Origin of the sequence: Crenothrix polyspora, from assembly GCF_900163755.1 — a bacterium.
In the GTDB taxonomy this organism is placed as follows: Bacteria; Pseudomonadota; Gammaproteobacteria; order Methylococcales; family Methylomonadaceae; genus Crenothrix; species Crenothrix polyspora.
In genome coordinates this window covers 1-19,675 of record NZ_FUKI01000117.1, presented here as the reverse complement: position 1 = coordinate 19,675, position 19,675 = coordinate 1, and the positions used below count along the sequence as shown (strand labels likewise).

Below are 19,675 nucleotides of genomic sequence, written 5' to 3'. Positions count from 1 at the left end.
AATAGTTACAGCGTAACCGTTCGCACTGAGCTTGTCGAAGTGTGCCGTTCATGCTTCGACAAGCTCAGCACGAACGGTGGCTGTAACTGTCCTAAGTTGAAAACGCTGTAGGTGTTGAGTGGTGCTTTGCTGGTGCGAAACCACCCTACAAGCTAATATAATTGTGTCGTTATACATGAATTCCCCACAGAAAAACAAAAATCACCCAACAATACACGGATTATTATAATAAGTTTTGTGTTTTATACGGGAAAAAATATCTTCAATTAACTAACACAGACACGGCATATTGCAAATTATCGCGTTTTATAGCGTCATCTGTAGAAAGCCACTCCGGTATGTGTAAGCGGTAGCCTTTGCCGCGCACAGTACGAATATACGTTGGCTCTGCCGGATTATCCTCAATTTTATTCCTGAGCTTGTTGATATGAATATCAATGCTGCGGTCTAGCGGGTTGTGGATAGTGCCACGAATTTGCCCCATAATGTCATCACGACTGATAATGCTACCGGTATTAATATACAGCAGTTTTAAAATATCAGTTTCCAGTTGGGTTAATTTAACGTGATCATCACCTTTAGTCACCGTTCCGGTCTCCGTATCCAAGGTTAACTCACCCATGTGCAAATACCGATTATCATTATCGGCATAACTGTGTGCGGTCAGTATGTTTTCAATGCGGATCAACAACTCCTTACACTGAAAAGGTTTCATCAAATAGTCTTTTGCCCCATTCTCAAGACCAAGTAACCGGTCATCTTCGTTAGCTTTAACAGAGGCGATAATAACAGGGATATGGACGTGATACTGACGCAGCCATTTCAGCCAATACAGCCCACTCTTATCGGGCAGCAAAACATCCATAACAATCAAATCGATACGGTTTTTAGCCAATAATAAAGGCAAGCCACTGCCATTAGACATAAATCGTGTGGAAAACTGATGTAATGTTAAATATTTATAAAGCAAACATTGCAAAATCTCATCATTATCAACAACTAGCAGCGTTTTTGTTGTGTTTTTATGAACTATTGCCATCGTATGCTTCCTTTAAAAATTTACTTCATAAAGTGGCCGTAAGTGCATCATGCACAGTTGTGCCATAAAAAGGGCTGGATGTAAAAAAGCTAGCATAATTCGAAAAGTAATGCGGCATAATAAATACAAAAATATTGAAATAAAACAACTATTACAGCGTTTTCATAGTTCAATAGTTACAGCGTAACCGTTCGCACTGAGCTTGTCGAAGTGTGTCGTTCATGCTTCGACAAGCTCAGCACAAACGGTGGCTGTAACTGTCCTAAGTTGAAAACGCTGTAACTTATAAGAAAATAAAATATTATTGCACTTATTATCTTGACCGACGCTACTTAACAAAATACACACATAAATCGTTTTACAGGTAGATAAATTTAATATGTACGACTGCGCTTACTTACGAAAAAAATTTTAACACGCTTCTATTACGGGATTCCAGCAAAATAGCGATTATTTGAATTTTTTGTAAATTATTATGACTATTAACCGTTAGCCGTTAAAAATCATGCGCTTATTTAAAATAACAGTTATTACTTTAAAAATAGTTAAATTTTTTGGGCTACCCACTTAAGGCGGGACAGTTTCAGGTTAAGCCGTTCGTGGTGAGCTTGTCGAAGCATGAACGGTACACTTCGACAAGCTCAGTGCGAACGGTTACGCTGTAACTATTGAGCTGTGAAAACGCTGTAAGGCGGGACAGTTTCAGGTTAAGCCGTTCGTGGTGAGCTTGTCGAACCATGAACGGTACACTTCGACAAGCTCAGTGCGAACGGTTACGCTGTAACTATTGAGCTGTGAAAACGCTGTAAGGCGGGACAGTTTCAGGTTAAGCCGTTCGTGGTGAGCTTGTCGAACCATGATCGGCTTAACCACCCACCCTTCGACAGGCTCAGGGCGAACGGTTAGGCCTTGCACTGTGTCCCGCCTTAAGTGGGAAGCCATTTTTTGCTAATCTTACTATTCATCGTATGTTCAGGTTAATGGCTTTAAAATTGGCATACCATCAAATAAATCGGTAGGATGGGTCTGTTTAGTGTCTAATGCAAAACAAAAGGCAGCATAGCCTTAGCGTTACTATTAATTTTCGATCTGCGTTACGCTAAAATCCAAACTACCAAAGTACTTGGTAAGCTTTAATGCACTTTTTACAGGGACAGATAATGTCAGATACCACACAACTGGCTTTGGCTGAGTTGGTTAAAACGATTGGCCTAAGCGATGCGATAGAAGTGCTTGAGTTTGCCTTGCCCCACATTAGTATGCGGAAAGATGAGATACAGCAGCGTTTAGCCGCAGCCGATTGGAAGGGTGCAGCACACGTTGCCCATAAAACCATCAGTTCTGTATGCGTGTACAGTTCTGACCCGTTTGAACACCACTTGCAACAGATTTATCAACAAGACATTGCCGTTATCAGTACGGCTGAGTTTCGACACGCGTTACTGAAAGAGTTTATCGACATTGAACAAGGCATTGGGGCTTGGTTGGTAACCCACCGTGTGTCCCAAGCTAAAATAGAGCAGCCTTCTTTGAGCGTACCTTTTGGCCGATAGCGGTTAACATTAATTGATCTGCGGCTTTACCCCTAAAAGCGCGTTGATTTTTGCCGCAATTTTAGCCAAAAGCGTGATGTTATTATTTAAATAGCTTAGCGTTTTCCCTGCCTCAACCGGCATGTCTATGCGTTGCCAACGGCTGTTACCCAAGAGTTTACAGTCGACTGCCGGATTGATTGCTACCCAATGAGAGATTGGGAAAATCTCAGTTAAACAGCTTGCAATCTCAGCGCTGTTGGCCACAGCCACAACATTAAAAGCTTGCAAGTCAAAACAAGCGTGAACCACATCGCTGGTTTGTGCCACCCGTTCTGATAACGGCAGTGACAAGCTTTTTCCCAGGCTGGCGTAGCCAATAAAATCAAACGCACACGACGACAAGCCGTACAACTCCCATAATATTTGCCGTAACAATAAAAACTCCGCCCGTCCATTACCCAGCGTTTCGTGTAAAAACAGTATTTCGGGCAACTTGTCAGTGTCTTTAGGCAATAAGTCACCATGCAGAAAATAACCGCCATGCTCAATAAAAAATGGCTCTGGTCTGGCCAAGCTACCCATCATCGTAGACACACTGCCATTCTCCGTGGTTGTCCAAGATACATTGTCAATCCTTAATACGGTTTGCTTTAATAAAGGCTTTGCCTTCTTCAAACTGCTGTTGGAAAAAAGCTTGCCAATGTAGGCTATTAAAATTTTGCAAGCTTCCCCCTGCCTCAAAATGACGGATAAAAACTTGCCCGCTGGCATACACGGTTGCGCCTACCAACAGCGTCATGCTAATACCGCCACCCAACGTGCCAAAGCCAGGAATAATTTTGACGAGACTGCTTAAGCCCAATACCATTAACACCGGCAATGCCCCTCTGAGCATGGATGACAGCACGCAGCGACTGACGTGCTCGTCAAAATCAACCGTATAATGCGTGCATAAATTGCGAAGCAGATTGGCTTGCACGGCGCTGGACGCAACCATATCCATCACAGGTAAAGGTATAAATCCCAACGCCATGCCTGCAACAATGTGGGTTTTAACAATGTTTTGTGCAATGGTTTGCCGACTGTGTAACAAGGCGGCAGTCAGTTTAATTTCGACGTACTGGCACGCTGTTGTCAATTCGTCAAGCAATTGCCGCTGCGTTTGTACTTGCCCACAGGCTGCTTGCCACTGAGATTCGGTCTCCTGAAGTTTATAAGTCAATTCATCAAACAGCCATTTTTGGTTGCTCAGGGCAGCTAATTGTTTTTCTTTTTCCTGGAGACGGGCACTGAGCTCCTGAATCAGTTTCGCTTGTTCGGCAAGCGAATCTGCAAAAGAAAATTGCTGTGGGGGAAAGGGATTATCTTCTGACATTTTAAACCGGTGCATTGTTGAATCAGTGTAGCTATTCAAAAAAAATTTGCGAGGTTACGAATACGTTTGCATCCGGCACGTTCAAGAATAAAGTGATAACCTGCTTGTGTTACAGGCTTAATTTTTATAGCTTGAAAAAAAGATTGTGAATTTCTCGCATTATTTCATCTGGTTGAATAAATGGAATAAAAAACAACATTTCTTAACATTTAGCTTACTATTTTATGTCATACAGGGCGGGTGCCAAATTTGAGATAGTGCAGATTTTGGCGTAAATAAGCTTATTTAAGCACGTTAAAAATTAACATTTCTTAACATTTTCCACCCAACAGAAATGCTAAAGTGCAGTATCGCTTACCTCAGATATCATGTCATGAAGTATGAAATCTTAAAAATATGTGTGCTGCTAATCGTTTTTCTTGTTATTAGCTTCGTGTTGGCTTATCAATTTAAGTCGATAATGCTGCCTGCTGATCGATATATTCAGACGTTTCTGTCGGAAAAACACCTAAAAGTGCTCACTTTTTCGGATGTTAAACAGTATGTAGCACAAATGACTGAGTTAGTAGCTAAATCAGTTGTGCTTAAAATTAGCCTTATTATCCTAAGCGCCGCATTAATGCTGGCAATGGCAGGCAGAGCGTTTTATCAAAAACAGGTACGGATTAAACGCTACCAGAAACTAACCGCATTGCAGCAAAAAATACATCACTGGCGCGATTCCGAAGCGGCTGATATTGACCCTGCTATAGCTAATTTGACGGCGTTACAAGCACAGCTGACCGAACAAAGTGCAGTAACATCAATGCAGTTACCGATGTTTTATGCTTTGCGTGGCGAGGTGGATTCCGCCCTCAATCACTTAAAAAACAAAAAGCAATTATTGGTAAATGAAGCTCTTGTGTTAGCCAAGGCTAAACGGTTAGCACACGCCGAAAATTTAAAACAAACACAACATAAATTAGTGCATCACGCTGATTACGCACCCGTGGCCGAGGCTATTTCAGCAACAACGCTAGAAGTCTCCCCCGCTGTTAATCGCGCCGCACACGGCCATTTTACCCGTGTGCTTGCTTGGAAACGCTATTATCAAGCCACTGCCATATCAGAAAATCAGGATCAGCCACAACCGTTACTGGCAGAGATTAAGCCGATGGTTTTGACCGAAACAGCAACAACCCCAGCCCTTGCCGCACAACCAAACTCTTTGGTGCAATCAATCAATAAAATTAAAGGCTTTGGTTTTTGGCCACACAAAGCTCAGGACAATGCTTGTTCACCAGCAGATACAACATCAACTGAACAAGCACAGGTTACACCGGTTGTTCAAACACCGGTTGATGACGCTATGTTAGCAACCGCCGCTCCACTTCCTACCTTGGCGAAATCATTTAGTAAATTTTTCAGCTTTGGCGCTGGCAAAAAAAGCCCCACTACGGATGATGAAGATCTGCCAGCACAAGAGCAACTGCACACTTTGTCCACTCACGCTGAAGCCAATACGTCCGTTGATGCAGACGTGGACGGTGGCAACCAACATCAACAAGCCTTGGGCATTGTTAGAAAACACATGCTGGCGGGTATGGCATTAAGTACAGTGCCAGTGCCCTTTCTGGATGTGGCCTGTTTAACAGGCACACAGCTCAATTTACTGAACAATCTGAGTGCGCATTACGGGATGGCGTTTAATAAAGAACGGGGCAAATCCATCTTGGTTGCCATGCTCAGCGGTTCATTACCGACTACGATGTTAATGTGGCTCAGCAGTATGAGTAAAGCCATTCCCGGTATAGGCACGCTGAGTGGCGGCATCAGCTTGTCAGCAACGGCGGGCGCGGTAATTTATGCAACAGGCCAAGTGTTTATCAAACACCTTGAGGACGGTGGCGGATTAGACAATTTTGATGGTAAACAACAACGAGAGCATTTTCAGCAAGCCCTAAAAGATGGCTTGGCGACGCATGCCAAATAATTAATGACAGAAGCCGTCATTAGAACTGTACAGAACACTCATAAACTTAGGCATATAGGCAAAGGAAATACTAATGAAAATAAAAAAATTGGCAGTAGGGTTGATCCCGTTGATGCTATTGACTGGCTGCTCGCATTTTGGTTCTGACAAGCTGATCAAAAATCGCTTCAATTACACCGCCGCCATTGGCGAATCGTGGAAGACACAAATGCTGCTGAATATCGTAAAGTTACGTTACGGTGATGTGCCAATATTCTTAAGTGTGCAGTCGGTCATCGACACCAACAGCTTCACAACCCGTATGAACGCGGGTGGGACATGGGGTGACAAACCCGACCTGCTTTCCTTGGCGACTTGGGGGGCTAGTTTTGGCGGCGACGTTGAGTACACGACCGCACCGACCGTAACCTACGCCCCCATGGGCGGGGCACAATTTGGCAAACGCATGATGGCCCCCATACCCACACCGTCCATCGTGGGTTTATTACAGGCAGGTTATTCCGCTGAAATGATTTTACGGCTGACCGTACACTCCATCAATGGTCAGGATAACCATTTTGGCCTGGACAAGGAAACACCGCCCAATCCAGCATTTTACCGCCTCATTGATTTGATTTCTGCCTTGCAAGCCAGCAACAGTATTGCTTTGCGGGTTAGTTCTGTGGATGGCAAAGACAACGTCATCTTGTCCCTGCACGAGCCAAGAGATGCCAACAGCCGCGCCAATCTCGATGAGTTTCGTCATCTGCTGGGACTTGATCCTAACACACTGGATTTTACCGTTGTCTATGGTGTAATGCCTGCCAATAATAAGGAGATTGCTATCCTGACCCGCTCGGTAATGGATGTACTGGTTGATATGTCAGCGTCTATTGAAGTACCGCGCCAGCATATTACCGAAAAACGTGCCATTGAGGCCAAGGTTGCAACCCAGGCAGGTAATCGTATCATTAGCCCATTGCTGGTTATCCACGCAGCCGCCAGCAAGCCAGATGATGTGTCTGTTGCAGTGCCTTACCATGATCATTGGTATTCGGTCAGCGACCGCGACATCACTTCCAAAAGCACGTTTTCATTTTTGATGTTTATTATGAATCTGGCAAGCTCCGGCGAAGAAGAAGAAAGCCCGTCCATTGTGTTGCCAACAGGACGTTAAAGCATGAGAGTTTAGTAAATACTAAGGGTGTTGCAAAGACCTGCGAGGTTTTAAAAACCTCGCAGGTCTCACGCGGGTTAAAAACATACCCGACATATCCAGATTGACTGAGTACTCGCTTATTGCTGGAAAGATAACGGCAACGCGTCCCGCTTTTGTGGGTGCTTCTAAAGGTTCAATAAGGGCTACGAACTTTAAACGGGACAATTGCAACTGTAGGGTGGGCAATGCTTTTCTTCCCACATAGGATTTTACCGCGCTTGGCTGGTGGGCAAAACGGCTATCAACTTAACGTGGGACAAAAAAACAATAACATTCAAGTAGGTTGGGCTGCCTGCTGTTTGGCAACCCAAAATTTTACAAGGCCTTGGGAATGTTGGGTTGAGAAAAGCGTTCAACCCAACCTACATTTTGTCCCGCTTTAAGTTGCTAGCCTCAATAAGCAACGTGCATCTATCATACTGCGTAAATGAGCTTACCAAGCATTACTGATCCTAAACCGTTAAGCCCACCCCAATAATCAGACGTTAACACGCTGGGAGATACCATGTTCCACATCCCTTTTTTTATTCCCTTGTTTGTCAGTGGCGTGGTGGGTGCGTTGTGGCGTGACCATCGACAAGTGACACCGTTTTTGCAAACCATTAGCCTACCCGCCCCCGTGACAGAAAGCGCTATCGCCAGTAGCACGCCTAAAAAACCTGATAAACTGTTTGATGACATGAGTGAGCTTCATCATTACCAGCGCGTATCGTGGTATGCACTGGCGTTTTCGGCTTCCGGCTGGTGGCTATTTCCGCCCGCTATTTTAATAAGCATCCCGTTACTCAGTTACAGCACGTATAATTTTGTCAAAACCCTACACCAATCCGATGCCACGTCCAGAATATCGCCGATGACAGCGTTTGAAATAGTGGCAGTGGCGGGGACATTAGTGACAGGTCGCCCGCTGATGGCCTCTTTAATGTTTCTGTTTGTGTTTGGGACACGTAATTTGTTATTGCAGACAAAAAATCTGACCCAAATTGATTTTTCTCATATGATGGATTCCAGTTTTTCCAAGGTCTGGCGCGTACAAGAGGGCGTTGAAATAGAGGTGACACTCGGTGAATTACAGCCTGGTGACATTGTAGTCATACGCAGCGGCGACCTGGTATTGGTGGAAGGCACGGTGATAGAAGGGCTAGGTGTCATCCGTCAATGCAGTTTGCAAAAAACCATGAAATCTGTACCGAAGCGTCCTGGTGACAGAGTGTTTGCCTTAACACAAATGGAGTCAGGCTGTTTGTACGTCCAGCGCAATTAATACCCCCGCTGACAAGCCATTAACAAAACTTAACAATTTATAGCCCTATCTTCTGGGTTGTTGCCTTGACTCTACTTTAAACTGGCGTTGATAATAACAACTCACTCACTTACAGTTTAAGGAGATTTTCATGGAAACAGAATTAGCAGGTGCAGCCAGTTCACATGGCTCTTTTGCCGCTTTGTCCGGTGCTACCAAAGCCTTTGTTTTAGCCCATCCTATTGGCATGGCGGCCGCAGGTGGCGCATTACTGGGGCTGGGCACTTATTATATTTTACGTAAGACATTTACTAAAAAACCCGCCTTAGTGGCCGCTTAATACCTTGAAATTACCCACCTGAAAGGTCTTTAAATTTTAGGTGGGTTTACGATTTAATCGCTTTTCCCTGACCAATTATTCATGAACCCACTGTTATTAGCTACACCCTATCGGCATCAGCGCCCGCCCCTGAACTTAAGTGTCTAAAACGTTAATGACGGTGCCCGCTGCGCCTATTGGCATGTATGCACGCATTAAAGCCTGGCTGAAACGCTGGCGAGCGAGTTTTATTGTCGCGTTGCTGATTACGGCGATGGTGTTGGTATTTTTCTTCAACCGTATCGTCATCAGTATTCAGTCTGGTGAGGCGGGTGTGTTGTATCGACGTTTTAGCGGCACAGAAACCGATACTATTTACGCAGAAGGCCTGTACATCATTAGCCCGCTGGATACCATGTATATTTACGAAGTACGTAAACAGGTGGCGCGGCATGAGTTTGATGTTATCTCCAATAAAGGCCTAACTATCCATTTATCTTTGGCGGTACGTTACCGTCCTGAATATGAGTTACTGGGTGTTTTGCACCAACGCATAGGGCCTAACTATTTAGATCGGGTTATTTTGCCGCAAATTGAATCGGTAATGCGTAAGCAACTGGGGCATTATTCGGCGGAACAAATCTACACCAATGAGGAAGGCTTGCTGACCAACGCTATTCTAACTGCCCTTGACGAAGTGGGGCGCAACTATGTACAAGTCGAAGACATTATTATCCGTAGCATCCAGTTGCCACCCGACATGGTCAGCGCCATTGAGGATAAATTGAAACAGGAAGAATTCATGAAATCTTATGAGTTCCGCATAAAAACCGCAACCAAGGAGGGCGAACGCTTAAAAATTGAAGCCGAGGCGGTCAAAACTTACCATAATGCTATTAATGAATCGTTGACCGAAGCCGTGTTGCGTTATAAAGGCATTGAAGCCACCCAGAAACTGGCGGCATCGCCCAATGCCAAAGTGGTGGTGATAGGTTCTGGCAAAGATGGTTTGCCCATTATTTTAGGCGGTGATCAGGTTACCGCTGCTCCTGCTCCCCCAGAAGCCAGTGCAGCTAACGCTGAGGACAAAGCCACCAAAAAACCGAACCCACAAGCCCCTAAAAACACCTCGGCCAAAGCCGATTCAGCTGAAGGCGATAGCCAATGAAAGCAGGCTATCTTTGGCTGCTGTTGCTTGTATGCCTGAGCGGGTGCAGTAGCCCTGATTTTGAACTGATGGCCAAAAAACGTCTGGAATATGCCCGTCAAAACAAGGGTGATATTGAAATTGTGGTGTTTGAAGATCCGGCCAATAGCATTTATATCAACGGTACGAGTACGTACCTGAATGGTATTAAATTGGCGGTGGAAAATATTAACCAGCGTTCTGGAAAACTATTGGGGCGCTCGATAAAACTCAATATTGAACAGGATGCCAGCACGTTTGATGCGACAAAAAACACCCTGCGGCGCATTGCCGACAACCCAAAAATAACCGCCGTATTAGGCCATGCCGATTCCAATATCGCCATACCGGCCTCTGTGGTTTATGAGCGCAGCCAAATTCTGTTTATGCCGCCTTTTTCCACGGCACAGGGTCTTACCAGTCATAATTTTCAGTATGTATTCAGAATGATGCCCAGCGCCAAAATTATGGCCGAACAACTGGTCAGTGTCGCCAATATATTGGGTTACCAAAAAATAGTCATCTTATACTCACGCGATGATGTCAACCGAGAATTGGCGTTTTTATTTGAAGATTTCGCTGTCCAGATGGGCATAGATCTGGTACAAAACTCGTCATTTTTTGCCAAAGAAACCAACTACCGTCCGTTGATTTCGCAGTTTAACAGTAAGGCTTTTGATGCCATCTTTATTGCCGCAGGGCCTGAAGCATCGGGACATATCGTCCAGCAGTTACGGGAAATGGGCATTAATAAGCCCTTATTGGGCAATGAGGTATTAAACGTACCCAGCTATACAGAAACAGCGGGCGCTGCCGCAGAAAACACCATTGTACCCATTGTTTTTAGACCGACTAAAAACAATTCTTTAAACATGAATTTTATCAAACAGTATCAACAAAAATACGCTGTCGCAGCAGACATAGATGCAGCACAAGGCTACGATTCAATCATGCTATTGGCGACGGCCATTGAAAAAGCCGGTTCCACTATTCCACCGCTGCTGTCATCTACTTTACACTACTTGCCAGCCTGGCCAGGCGTTACCGGCTTGCATGCCTTTGATAGCTCCGGTGAACTGCGCGGCAAACGCTATTTGTTTAATGTGTGGCAAGGCGGTGCATGGCATGTGTTACCGGCTATTAATAGCCCGTACCTGTTGCGGCGTTTTGAAAAAAGCCTGTTAAAGGCTGAGCCGAACAAATATAAGGCAGCGCCTTTTAGCAAGCTGATGGCGCAACGTCTTTCTGCGGATGAGCTTAAAATAACCTTGCTGGAACTCGCACAAGCCATTCTTAAGTTTACCCGCATCGGTATTATTTACGAGAACACCGAAAGCGGCCGGCAGATCTCTGGCTACAACATACTGAAACAAATGGTTGATAAGCACGGCTTAAAATTGCTTGAATGCGTTATTCCTTTTTCAACCCTGGACAGAAAAGCCATTGAGCGCGAGCTGGTTAACTGTTTTGGCAAGCTGTCGCTCAGTACCGATACCCAATATGTGTCGGCTTATGAAGGTATTGATGAAAATCTTGTCCACCGGTTGAACCGTATTTTACCGTTATTTAAAAGTTCCAGCCTGTCAGTTGAAGGTCGGCAAGCCGACACTAACTTGAGTTTGGTATTGGATAAACGCAGTGATGTTGATCCTTTAGGCTTGGGCAGCATGCAGGTTTATCGTAGCCTGTTACATGGCATGAATGTGCAGCAACTGGGTGAGCGCCTGCAAAATTTCCCCGAAATTGCCATTAACCTGAAAGAATTACAAAAACTGGGCGTGTCTGATGAGACCTTGTTGTTGCTATCGCCCAGTTCTTATATGGGACTTGGCACAACACCCGATGCAAACGCCGCGCAATAATGGCTAACAGTAAAGCCTTACTGGGCGTGTTGGCGCTGTGCCTGACAGGCATGTGTAGTCACTTTGGCCATGCCGAAGAGACATCACTCCCACGGCCCTCTTTGTATATTGGTATTGAAAACAATCGCAAGCCTTACGTTTATTTTGACGCTAACCGCCAGGCGCAAGGCTTTTTGGTAACAACAATTCAATCGGCCTGCGAGCAGCTTGATCTAAAGTGTCATTTTGTCGGTGGTCGGCCTGAAAATTTATTGCTGAATTTACAGAATATCAAGCTGAATGCCGTGTTACTGCTCGATTCTGCGTTGCCACCAAAGGTCGATGCGCTCAAATTGACCCACCCTCCCAATATCGATCATCTCAAATTTACCAAACCCTTATGCCAACTTGTGCCGGTGTTGCTGCATAAAAAACAGGCTCCGGCCAGAACCAAGCCGGAGGATTTCAAAAACACTACCATTGGTGTACAAGAAGGTACTGTTTTCCATAGCTATTTAGTGGCTAAATACAGCGGTGTGGCACATATAAAAGCCTATCCCTTACTGGAATCGGCAATTATTGATTTGGTATTTAATCGGCTTGATGGTGTTCTGGGCGAGAAAACTTTTTTTAAAGCCCGGGTTTTTGACACGCTATTGGATGAATACGCAGAGCTTACCAGTACACCGGCTGACATACAGGATTTAAGCACTACCCGTATAGTTCTTGCGGTTCGGGAACACGATACCGACCTGTTAAAGCAATTGAATGCTGCATTAGCGCCGCCTGCCAGCACAACCAAAGCTTGCACCGAATTACTGGCATCAGCATCAGTAAAACCGGTTAAAAGTAACCATTGAGGAACCACGTATGCCAACGATTTCTACCCATAGCACTCGCCAATATTGTCAGCCATGGTTTTATATCGGTCTGCTAGCATTCATTGTCATCACGTTAAGGGAAAAAACGTCCTCTCGTGTGGGAGAGGGTAAAAGTAGGGATGCCCGACTACACCGCCTTAACTTAATGACAACGCTGCTAGCGCTACTGCTGTGTTGTCACAGTACAGCGTATGCCGAAGAAAAAACACCGGCGCAAACCTCGCCCCCTGTTGTCGAACAAAAATCCACACCGGCAGCCAGTGATAAAACCAAACTGGCCACAAAAATAACCGATGCAGAATCAGAACCCAAGACCCAGGCACAAGCGCAACTTGAAAGCAGCATGGATAATGTTAAAGTTATTGAGAAAACTTTAACCACATTGCGTAAAGAAATTGATAACAGTAAAAAAGGCGCTGTCCTTAATCGGGCGACCATTAAAGATGGACTTGATTTAATCAGCAGCCAACTCAAAGATGCACATGTAGACCTGGAAGACATGCGTAGCCTGATTTCCACGCAGGGTATTAACCTTGAAAAACTGCAAAATGATCTGTTGACACTGAAAAGAAATGACTTGACGGCCTTGCAGCGAAGCCTTAACGCCAATGCTGCCGATGTCAGTTCACAAAAGTTTTTAATTGAAAACTATGCTTCTGGAGGCTATGAAACCTTGCTTAAAATTGCCGAACTAAGTACAAAATTAGACAAGCTGAGCCAAGGGCAAAGTGTACAAAAAGACAGCAAGCAAAATGAACGCATCAGTATGATTAAAGACCTGGATAGATTGTGGTTATTGCTGGCCATTGTCATGGTGTCTTTTGTACCCATAGCGTTTGCTATCGCTAACAATAAAGAACATAACAAGCCGTTATTAGATGGTGCTACTGCCCAGCAAGGCGTGCTGTTGGTGTGTCTGGCGGCGTTTTTTGGCTATTTTATCTTAGGCTTTAGCTTTATGTTTGGGCCATCTACCGGCGGCTGGCTGGGCTCAATGGGGTTTGTATTGCTGGGCAACGCCACCGAACCCAGTTTGAAATCGACTTTTGCTTTTGCAGAATTTCTATTATACCAAGCCAGTTTTGTGCTGTTCGCTGCTCTGATTATTTATACGGCGATTGGCCGGCAACTGTCCGGTATGGCGCATTTGCTGCTGGCCTTGCTTGTCGGTACATTGCTGGTTCCGGTGTTTGGGCACTGGGCATGGGCAGGGCATTTCATTACTGACAATAAAGGTTGGCTGGAAGCCATTGGCTTTGTGGATGCCGGTGGCGCGACCACAATTAACACCCTTGCAGCGGGTTTTGTGCTGGCTTGGCTCTGGCGTATAGGCAAACATAAACCCGCATCGCACGATCCGGATCATCCTGAAAATGAGCCGGTGTATTGCGCCAGTGCGCTGTTTTTTTTAGCCATAAGCGTAGCAGGATTTACCGCAGGAAGCCTGTCTATATCCAGCAACCAAATTGCCCCAACCCTACTGAATGTTGGTCTGGCGGCATCGGCTGGGGGGCTTGCTGCCTTGCTGCATTACCGTTATACGCGTGTTGATAAGGGGCAAGTCACCCGTAGTTTAGGTGGTTTTGTTACTGGCCTGGTGGCGGTTTCGGCAACCGCATCTACACTTGATTTTGCTGAAGCGCTCATCGTGGGGGCTATTGCGGGGCTTATCCATAATGTGACTTACACGCTGTTGCGTAAAAGTATTTTGCAACAAGTGTGGCAAGTACGGGCAGCCTATATTGTGGCTATACATGGCGCGGGCGGTATTTGGGGCAGTGTGTGTGTCGCCCTGTTTGGTACAGAAGGCCTGTTTGCCATGCCCAATATGGGGCAATTGGGTCTGCAACTCACCGGCACGGCCAGTGCCTTGATTTACAGTGTAGGGCTTGCCAATGCAGTGTTCTTTTTATACGCACGCTACAACAAATAGTTTTGCTGAGCTTGCAAAAAACCAGCGGTTGTCATTAGGGGCGGATGAGCTTCATATTCATCTGCTGCGCCCCGAACTTTACTCAGGGATTTATAACGAAGTACTTGATGCGTTTGAACAACAGCGTGCCGCCTCTTTTAAGTTTAACAAAGATCGGGATTTGTACAGTGCCGCCCATGTGTTTTTACGGCAGGTGTTGAGTTGTTACGCGCCGGTACGGGGCAAAGATTGGCAATTTATCTGCAATCCTTATGGCAAACCCGCCATTGTCAATTCAGGGTATCACTGGCTACACTTTAATCTTTCCCATACCCACGGCATGGTTGCCTGTGCGGTTGCCAATAATCGTGCCGTGGGCGTGGATGTAGAGCGACGTAAGCACCTGGAAGACTTACCGTCATTGTGCCATCAGGTTTTTTCGACCTTAGAAGCAGAAGCGGTCTTAGGCCATAAATGTCTGGCTGACTGTGAACATTGGTTTTTCAATTACTGGACGTTGAAAGAAGCCTATATTAAGGCACGGGGTTTAGGGTTTAGCCTCTCTTTGCAAAGCTTTTCTTTTGTTCAGAAAATCGATCAAAGCTGGGGTTTGTTATATGACGCACATTGTGACAATGATGGAAAAAATTGGTCTGTTGGTACGCATCTATTGCAAGATAATATTTATCTTGCCTATTGTCTTCAGGCCTAAAATTTTCGGTTACCCCCGCTAGCACACCCCAAAATTTCAATATAAACCTTTAGATAAATTTTTAGGTATTCACCTCCTCCTTTTGAAAAAGGGAGAACGAGGGCGATTTTTCTAATAAATCTCCGCATTTTCAGTGATGGTTTTGCCCATCTATATGTTCGATACCGTACAGACCAGGGCTGATTTCATGCGTAAAGTGTCTTTAAGGTTTTGGCGCAACCTACCTATTACCTGCAAGATGACTGCGTGATTGCGATAATTTATGCATCATAAATCATACAGTTGCTTTAACTGGCAGGATAAATCCCTCACTGAAGTGAGCCAAGAAAGTCGTATTCCACTGACACATTAATGGAGCTACACATGAAAACTTTTACTAAAACTTTATCCGCATTTTTTATGGCACTGACTTTATTGACCGCAGCAGGTTGTGCGTCAACTCAAAAACATGAAGGTACTGGCGAGTACGTTGACGACAGTATTCTTACCGCTAAAGTTAAGGCCGCTATCTTGGATGATCCTGCCTTAAGTTCTGCCGAAATTAACGTTGAAACGTTCAAGGGCGTGGTGCAATTAAGCGGCTTTGTAAATTCCCGTAGCGATATTAACAAAGCCGCCGATATTGCACGTAATGTTAATGGTGTCACGTCTGTTAAGAACGACATGCGCCTTAAATAAAGGAGAAAACCAGCATGAAAGCAATAGATAAGGCAGGGGATTCTGCACATGACGTAGTCGATAGGGTCACCGATGCGACTAATCATGCAGCAGATTCATTATGCAAAAAAGGCGAAAAACTGAAAAATGCCGAACAACGTTTAATGAAGGATTGTTGCAGTTATGTGCAGGAAAATCCCATCACCTCAATTGGCATTGCAGTGGCATCGGGCTTTCTACTGAGCCGCGTCATGAGCGGTCGCTAGATGCCAACTCATGGCTATCACTAGCCAAAACAGAAGCCGGTTAGGCGTTCGTGGTGATATTGCACTATAAACGCCTTAACCAGCCCCTTTAAATATTTTTAATACCGATGCCGTTAAAATCAGACGGCTTAGACATAGAGGTAATCATTATGGAAATGGCAGATAAGGCATTAGATTTTGTACATGACGCAGGCGATAAGATCGCCAGTGCCACCAGCCATGCCGCAGAAGCACTGGGCGAAAAAGGCGAAAAACTGAAAAATGCCGAGCAGCAATTGGCGGACAGCTGTCACAGCTATATCCGTGACAATCCCATTACTTCTTTGGGTATCGCGGTAGCGGCAGGTTTCGTGTTAAGCCGTGTGTTGAGTGGCCGTTAGGCCGCCACAAACAGTAACTTGAGCCGTAGACATACGGCTCACAGACCGGGTAGCCATCATGGACAACAAAGACAAAGCCGTCAAACTAGCACAGCAAATCGCTAACCAGCAGCAGGACAATTCATGTTGCTCAGCTAAAAGTAGTTGCAGTTATATCAGTCAAAACCCCTTCTTGTCGCTGGGTATTGCGGTTGTGTCGGGATTTTTGCTAAGCCGTGTGTTAAGCGGCCGTTAGGTATTAACGGCTATGGACACCAACCGTCAAGATAAATCACCGAGGCCATCGACAGCGACAGATGATGCGGCGCAACCCCCCAGTGTGCTGGACGATACCCAAGCGTTGTTGGCTGAACTGCGTGGCCTAGGGTTTGATCACTTGCGACTGGCAGCCTTGGAAACGCAGCGGGCAGGGGAGAGCTTGGTCAGTATGGTCATGGCCGGTGTTATGGTGGCTATTTTATTGATGGCTGCTTGGCTGGGTCTGTTGGCCGCCTTAGTGTTGTCGGTGACCGAAAATAACCTGGTACTGCCAAGTGTCGCCATACTGTTAGCCGTGGTGTTTAATCTGCTGCTCGCGCTGATTTGCTGTGGGATTATCCGCCGTAAAAAACATTATTTGCACTTCCCCTCGACACTACGCAGTTTCCAGGGCATACCGTCAAAACAGCAAAATACGGGACAGCCATGATGGCTCATTATGGGGTAAAGTGCAGTAAATCTAAATTTCTGGCCGCCCAAATCCGTGATGCAGAACGCCAGATCCTCATGCGGCACGACAAAATTGATGCGTACACCACGGTACTGGCAGATCATCTACACCAGCAGATGACAGCATCAACGACTTTGTGGCTGGCCGGTGGCTTTGGGTTTATTCTGGGTGAACTCACCAGACGGCAAACCAAAAAAATAGCCGGTACGGCCAGTAAGCCGCCCCGCGCCAAAACCTCACCGGTGATAACCGCGCTTAAGCTTTTGACTTCTATTCAAACCTTATATACCGCGCTGCCTATTGCCTGGGTATTAAGGATCTTTCATAAATCAAGGACTGTTCCCCCAATATCGGGTCGTCAATCTGCACCGCTTGTTAGGGATATGTCCGTATTAGGTGGGGCGAGAAAGTAACAGCTCTACTCGATTGCCAAATTAGACACAAAGGTCGATCTAACAACCATGCACACGTTGCAGGCATTAAAATCACTCCACAGCTAAACTATTGTTGCGCATAGCGCAACATGCTACAATTTTTCAAAGATTAAGTCATTTCGCCATAAAGGACTGAAGAAGTTCTTTGATTCAGGTTCTTCAGCGAGCATTCAGCCGCAACACGCGAAATGTTTGCGCATGCAGTTGGTGGCGCTGGACACCGCAACAACGCTTGAAGATATGAATATCCCAGGTTTTAAGTTGCATCCGCTAAAAGGTTCAGACCAAAACAGAGGGTCGGTTTGGGTGAATGGCAATTGGCGCGTGACGTTTGAATTTCATGAAGGCCATGCTTTTGTACTCGATTATGAGGACTACCACTAATGATTATGCATAACCCACCCCACCCTGGCGAGTTTATTCGAGAAGTTTACCTAGAACCATTTGGTATTACGGGTCGGCAACTTTCTTCGAAACTGGATGTCGCGCCTTCTACATTAAACCGGATTTTAAACGGTAGCAGCGGTATCAGCTCGGAAATGGCTTTGCGACTGTCCAAAGCCCTAGGACGCTCTCCTGAGAGCTGGCTGATGATGCAGGATAATTATGACCTTTGGATTGCCAGACAGACGGTTAATCTTGATGCTGTGGAAAAAATTGAATTCAGCGTTGCATAATACATCTTTTACCGGGACACAATTTTAAATTATGCGGCCGTTGGGTTACATGCTTTTCGTGCCCACACGGAACAATACGGCAAGGAAAAAGATGGGCAAAAAAAACCTGCCCACCCTAAGCGATTTTTCATAACTTAATGGCAGTTGCAAACCCTGTCTTACATAAGGAATTAAAATATGCCAACCATATCCATTTTTTATGGCATTCAAATCATGATGTATTTCTACGATAATGGTAGACACAATATGCCTCATATACATGCTGAATATCAGGACGATGAGGCAGTGTTTTCTATTTTGGAAGGTGAGGTGCTTTCTGGTAGTTTGCCACGTAAACAAACGCGATTAGTTCAAGCTTGGATTGAGTTACACCAAGAGTCTTTAATAGTTGATTGGAAATTAGCCGTATCCGGTCAAGAACCATTACGCATTGAACCGTTAAGATAACTACGGGGGGCTTATGAAATTGATTAATGTTGAGGCTAAAGAAAATTATATTTTACGTGTTTATCTGGATGATGCATCCGTCGTTGATTTTAATGTTAAGGCGGAATTAGAACGAATACCCTGCTATAAACCGCTTTATGATGCGGCGCTGTTCAGGAGCGTCAGGTTTAAAAATAAACGGATTTTTTGGAATGATCAGTTTGATTTTCATTTAGATCAAATTTTGGAGCGTGGTGAGTTCGTGCAAGTAGATGCAACATCCCGTATGTTGGATATTTTGTAGTTGCGTAGGATGGGTTGTATGGTTTTTGCAACCCAACAATTACCACCCCCATGTGTTGGGTTGAAACCGCATCAACCCAACCGGATTATAAGATGGCATCTATCAAACACCGCTAGCTTATTTGCCTCGAAAGAAAAACACCCAAAGAAGCACACAAATTCCGCCTGGCACACCGAACATCCATAAAAGCAACGGTGGCAATATCCTGCCTTCTACTTTGCGACTAAAAGTTGTAGCCTTAGTGGTTAATTGTCTAATTTTTTTCATGGCTCTCTCCAAAATAGGATGTTTATACGATTGATTACAGTTTGTATTTGGTTATGGCTTTATGACCATAAACATCAAGTTGAATTGTGATATCCAACACTTACCCGTCATAATACGCACCAAAATTCTGTCCGTCTGTACGGTATCGAACCAAGGCTGTTAAATGATCTTTATTCATGGGATATTTATAAAATATGTTTCACTACCGTACACTTTTTGAAAACTACTTGATATTTTTTAACAATTTGATAAATTTACGCATTTTTGTGTAAATTCATTATGCCAAACTGTTACAGAGTTTATAGAGCAGTTCATCAATCACTAATCAAGGCACTGGGGTTT

At 45.0% G+C, this 19,675-nt stretch carries 24 protein-coding genes; 20 read left to right on the top strand and 4 right to left on the bottom strand.

Annotation, left to right across the window (positions count from 1 at the left end):
* Positions 1-262: 262 nt before the first annotated feature.
* A complete protein-coding gene (locus CRENPOLYSF2_RS09685) occupies positions 263-1,039 on the bottom strand; it encodes a winged helix-turn-helix domain-containing protein (RefSeq protein WP_087143749.1) in 777 nt (258 codons plus the stop codon).
* A 1,160-nt stretch (positions 1,040-2,199) separates the two neighbouring features.
* On the opposite strand from CRENPOLYSF2_RS09685, the gene CRENPOLYSF2_RS09680 reads away from it, so the two are divergent.
* Positions 2,200-2,592 carry a hypothetical protein gene (locus CRENPOLYSF2_RS09680; RefSeq protein ID WP_087143748.1) on the top strand — a complete coding sequence of 131 codons (393 nt, stop codon included), beginning with the start codon at positions 2,200-2,202 and terminating at the stop codon, positions 2,590-2,592.
* A 9-nt stretch (positions 2,593-2,601) separates the two neighbouring features.
* Here CRENPOLYSF2_RS09680 and CRENPOLYSF2_RS09675 read toward each other — a convergent pair whose 3' ends face one another.
* Together CRENPOLYSF2_RS09675 and CRENPOLYSF2_RS09670 are read right to left on the bottom strand one after the other, a co-directional pair.
* Positions 2,602-3,168, bottom strand: a complete 567-nt coding sequence (locus CRENPOLYSF2_RS09675) for a hypothetical protein (RefSeq protein ID WP_140396836.1) — start codon at positions 3,166-3,168, stop codon at positions 2,602-2,604.
* A 34-nt stretch (positions 3,169-3,202) separates the two neighbouring features.
* Positions 3,203-3,964, bottom strand: a complete 762-nt coding sequence (locus CRENPOLYSF2_RS09670) for a YcjF family protein (protein WP_087143746.1) — start codon at positions 3,962-3,964, stop codon at positions 3,203-3,205.
* A gap of 358 nt (positions 3,965-4,322) precedes the next feature.
* Between CRENPOLYSF2_RS09670 and CRENPOLYSF2_RS09665 the strand changes: the two genes are divergently transcribed.
* The 19 genes from CRENPOLYSF2_RS09665 (at position 4,323) to CRENPOLYSF2_RS09580 (ending at position 19,066) form a co-directional block, all read left to right on the top strand.
* Positions 4,323-5,921: a YcjF family protein gene (locus CRENPOLYSF2_RS09665; RefSeq protein ID WP_176371085.1), complete on the top strand. Its 1,599-nt coding sequence runs from the start codon at positions 4,323-4,325 to the stop codon at positions 5,919-5,921.
* 73 nt (positions 5,922-5,994) lie between these two features.
* A complete protein-coding gene (locus CRENPOLYSF2_RS09660) occupies positions 5,995-7,077 on the top strand; it encodes a hypothetical protein (RefSeq protein WP_087143744.1) in 1,083 nt (360 codons plus the stop codon).
* Positions 7,078-7,624: 547 nt separating this feature from the next.
* On the top strand, positions 7,625-8,383 hold the full coding sequence (locus CRENPOLYSF2_RS09655) for a P-type ATPase actuator domain-containing protein (protein WP_087143743.1): 759 nt from the start codon (positions 7,625-7,627) through the stop codon (positions 8,381-8,383).
* Between the two features lie 130 nt (positions 8,384-8,513).
* Complete coding sequence (locus CRENPOLYSF2_RS09650) at positions 8,514-8,702, top strand: hypothetical protein (RefSeq protein ID WP_087143742.1); 189 nt, start codon at positions 8,514-8,516, stop codon at positions 8,700-8,702.
* A 139-nt stretch (positions 8,703-8,841) separates the two neighbouring features.
* Positions 8,842-9,849, top strand: coding sequence for a prohibitin family protein (locus CRENPOLYSF2_RS09645; RefSeq protein WP_140396835.1), 1,008 nt, complete (start codon positions 8,842-8,844; stop codon positions 9,847-9,849).
* Positions 9,846-11,729, top strand: coding sequence for an ABC transporter substrate binding protein (locus tag CRENPOLYSF2_RS09640; RefSeq protein ID WP_087143740.1), 1,884 nt, complete (start codon positions 9,846-9,848; stop codon positions 11,727-11,729). Before CRENPOLYSF2_RS09645 ends, CRENPOLYSF2_RS09640 begins: the two co-directional genes overlap by 4 nt.
* A complete protein-coding gene (locus CRENPOLYSF2_RS09635; protein ID WP_087143739.1) occupies positions 11,729-12,568 on the top strand; it encodes a transporter substrate-binding domain-containing protein in 840 nt (279 codons plus the stop codon). Before CRENPOLYSF2_RS09640 ends, CRENPOLYSF2_RS09635 begins: the two co-directional genes overlap by 1 nt.
* Positions 12,569-12,734: 166 nt before the next feature.
* Positions 12,735-14,522: a hypothetical protein gene (locus tag CRENPOLYSF2_RS09630; RefSeq protein WP_176371084.1), complete on the top strand. Its 1,788-nt coding sequence runs from the start codon at positions 12,735-12,737 to the stop codon at positions 14,520-14,522.
* The gene (locus CRENPOLYSF2_RS09625; protein WP_087143737.1) at positions 14,485-15,213 is read left to right on the top strand and encodes a 4'-phosphopantetheinyl transferase family protein; all 729 of its coding nucleotides are present in this window, start codon (positions 14,485-14,487) and stop codon (positions 15,211-15,213) included. Before CRENPOLYSF2_RS09630 ends, CRENPOLYSF2_RS09625 begins: the two co-directional genes overlap by 38 nt.
* A 363-nt stretch (positions 15,214-15,576) precedes the next feature.
* Positions 15,577-15,891, top strand: a complete 315-nt coding sequence (locus tag CRENPOLYSF2_RS09620; protein ID WP_087143736.1) for a BON domain-containing protein — start codon at positions 15,577-15,579, stop codon at positions 15,889-15,891.
* Between the two features lie 14 nt (positions 15,892-15,905).
* Positions 15,906-16,136: a DUF883 family protein gene (locus tag CRENPOLYSF2_RS09615; protein WP_087143735.1), complete on the top strand. Its 231-nt coding sequence runs from the start codon at positions 15,906-15,908 to the stop codon at positions 16,134-16,136.
* Between the two features lie 149 nt (positions 16,137-16,285).
* Positions 16,286-16,516 carry a DUF883 family protein gene (locus CRENPOLYSF2_RS09610; RefSeq protein ID WP_087143750.1) on the top strand — a complete coding sequence of 77 codons (231 nt, stop codon included), beginning with the start codon at positions 16,286-16,288 and terminating at the stop codon, positions 16,514-16,516.
* Between the two features lie 58 nt (positions 16,517-16,574).
* Positions 16,575-16,751, top strand: a complete 177-nt coding sequence (locus CRENPOLYSF2_RS18820) for a hypothetical protein (protein WP_176371083.1) — start codon at positions 16,575-16,577, stop codon at positions 16,749-16,751.
* Positions 16,752-16,763: 12 nt separating this feature from the next.
* Positions 16,764-17,204 (top strand): phage holin family protein, encoded by a 441-nt coding sequence (locus tag CRENPOLYSF2_RS09605; protein WP_087143734.1) that lies wholly within the window; start codon positions 16,764-16,766, stop codon positions 17,202-17,204.
* Positions 17,201-17,638, top strand: coding sequence for a hypothetical protein (locus tag CRENPOLYSF2_RS09600; RefSeq protein ID WP_176371082.1), 438 nt, complete (start codon positions 17,201-17,203; stop codon positions 17,636-17,638). Before CRENPOLYSF2_RS09605 ends, CRENPOLYSF2_RS09600 begins: the two co-directional genes overlap by 4 nt.
* A gap of 90 nt (positions 17,639-17,728) precedes the next feature.
* The gene (locus CRENPOLYSF2_RS09595) at positions 17,729-18,043 is read left to right on the top strand and encodes a type II toxin-antitoxin system RelE/ParE family toxin (RefSeq protein WP_336469727.1); all 315 of its coding nucleotides are present in this window, start codon (positions 17,729-17,731) and stop codon (positions 18,041-18,043) included.
* Positions 18,043-18,336, top strand: a complete 294-nt coding sequence (locus CRENPOLYSF2_RS09590; protein WP_087143732.1) for a HigA family addiction module antitoxin — start codon at positions 18,043-18,045, stop codon at positions 18,334-18,336. Before CRENPOLYSF2_RS09595 ends, CRENPOLYSF2_RS09590 begins: the two co-directional genes overlap by 1 nt.
* Before the next feature lie 177 nt (positions 18,337-18,513).
* Positions 18,514-18,783: a DUF4160 domain-containing protein gene (locus CRENPOLYSF2_RS09585; protein WP_087143731.1), complete on the top strand. Its 270-nt coding sequence runs from the start codon at positions 18,514-18,516 to the stop codon at positions 18,781-18,783.
* Between the two features lie 13 nt (positions 18,784-18,796).
* The gene (locus CRENPOLYSF2_RS09580) at positions 18,797-19,066 is read left to right on the top strand and encodes a DUF2442 domain-containing protein (RefSeq protein ID WP_087143730.1); all 270 of its coding nucleotides are present in this window, start codon (positions 18,797-18,799) and stop codon (positions 19,064-19,066) included.
* 117 nt (positions 19,067-19,183) lie between these two features.
* Here CRENPOLYSF2_RS09580 and CRENPOLYSF2_RS18815 read toward each other — a convergent pair whose 3' ends face one another.
* Positions 19,184-19,333 carry a hypothetical protein gene (locus CRENPOLYSF2_RS18815; RefSeq protein WP_176371081.1) on the bottom strand — a complete coding sequence of 50 codons (150 nt, stop codon included), beginning with the start codon at positions 19,331-19,333 and terminating at the stop codon, positions 19,184-19,186.
* Between the last annotated feature and the right edge of the window lie 342 nt (positions 19,334-19,675).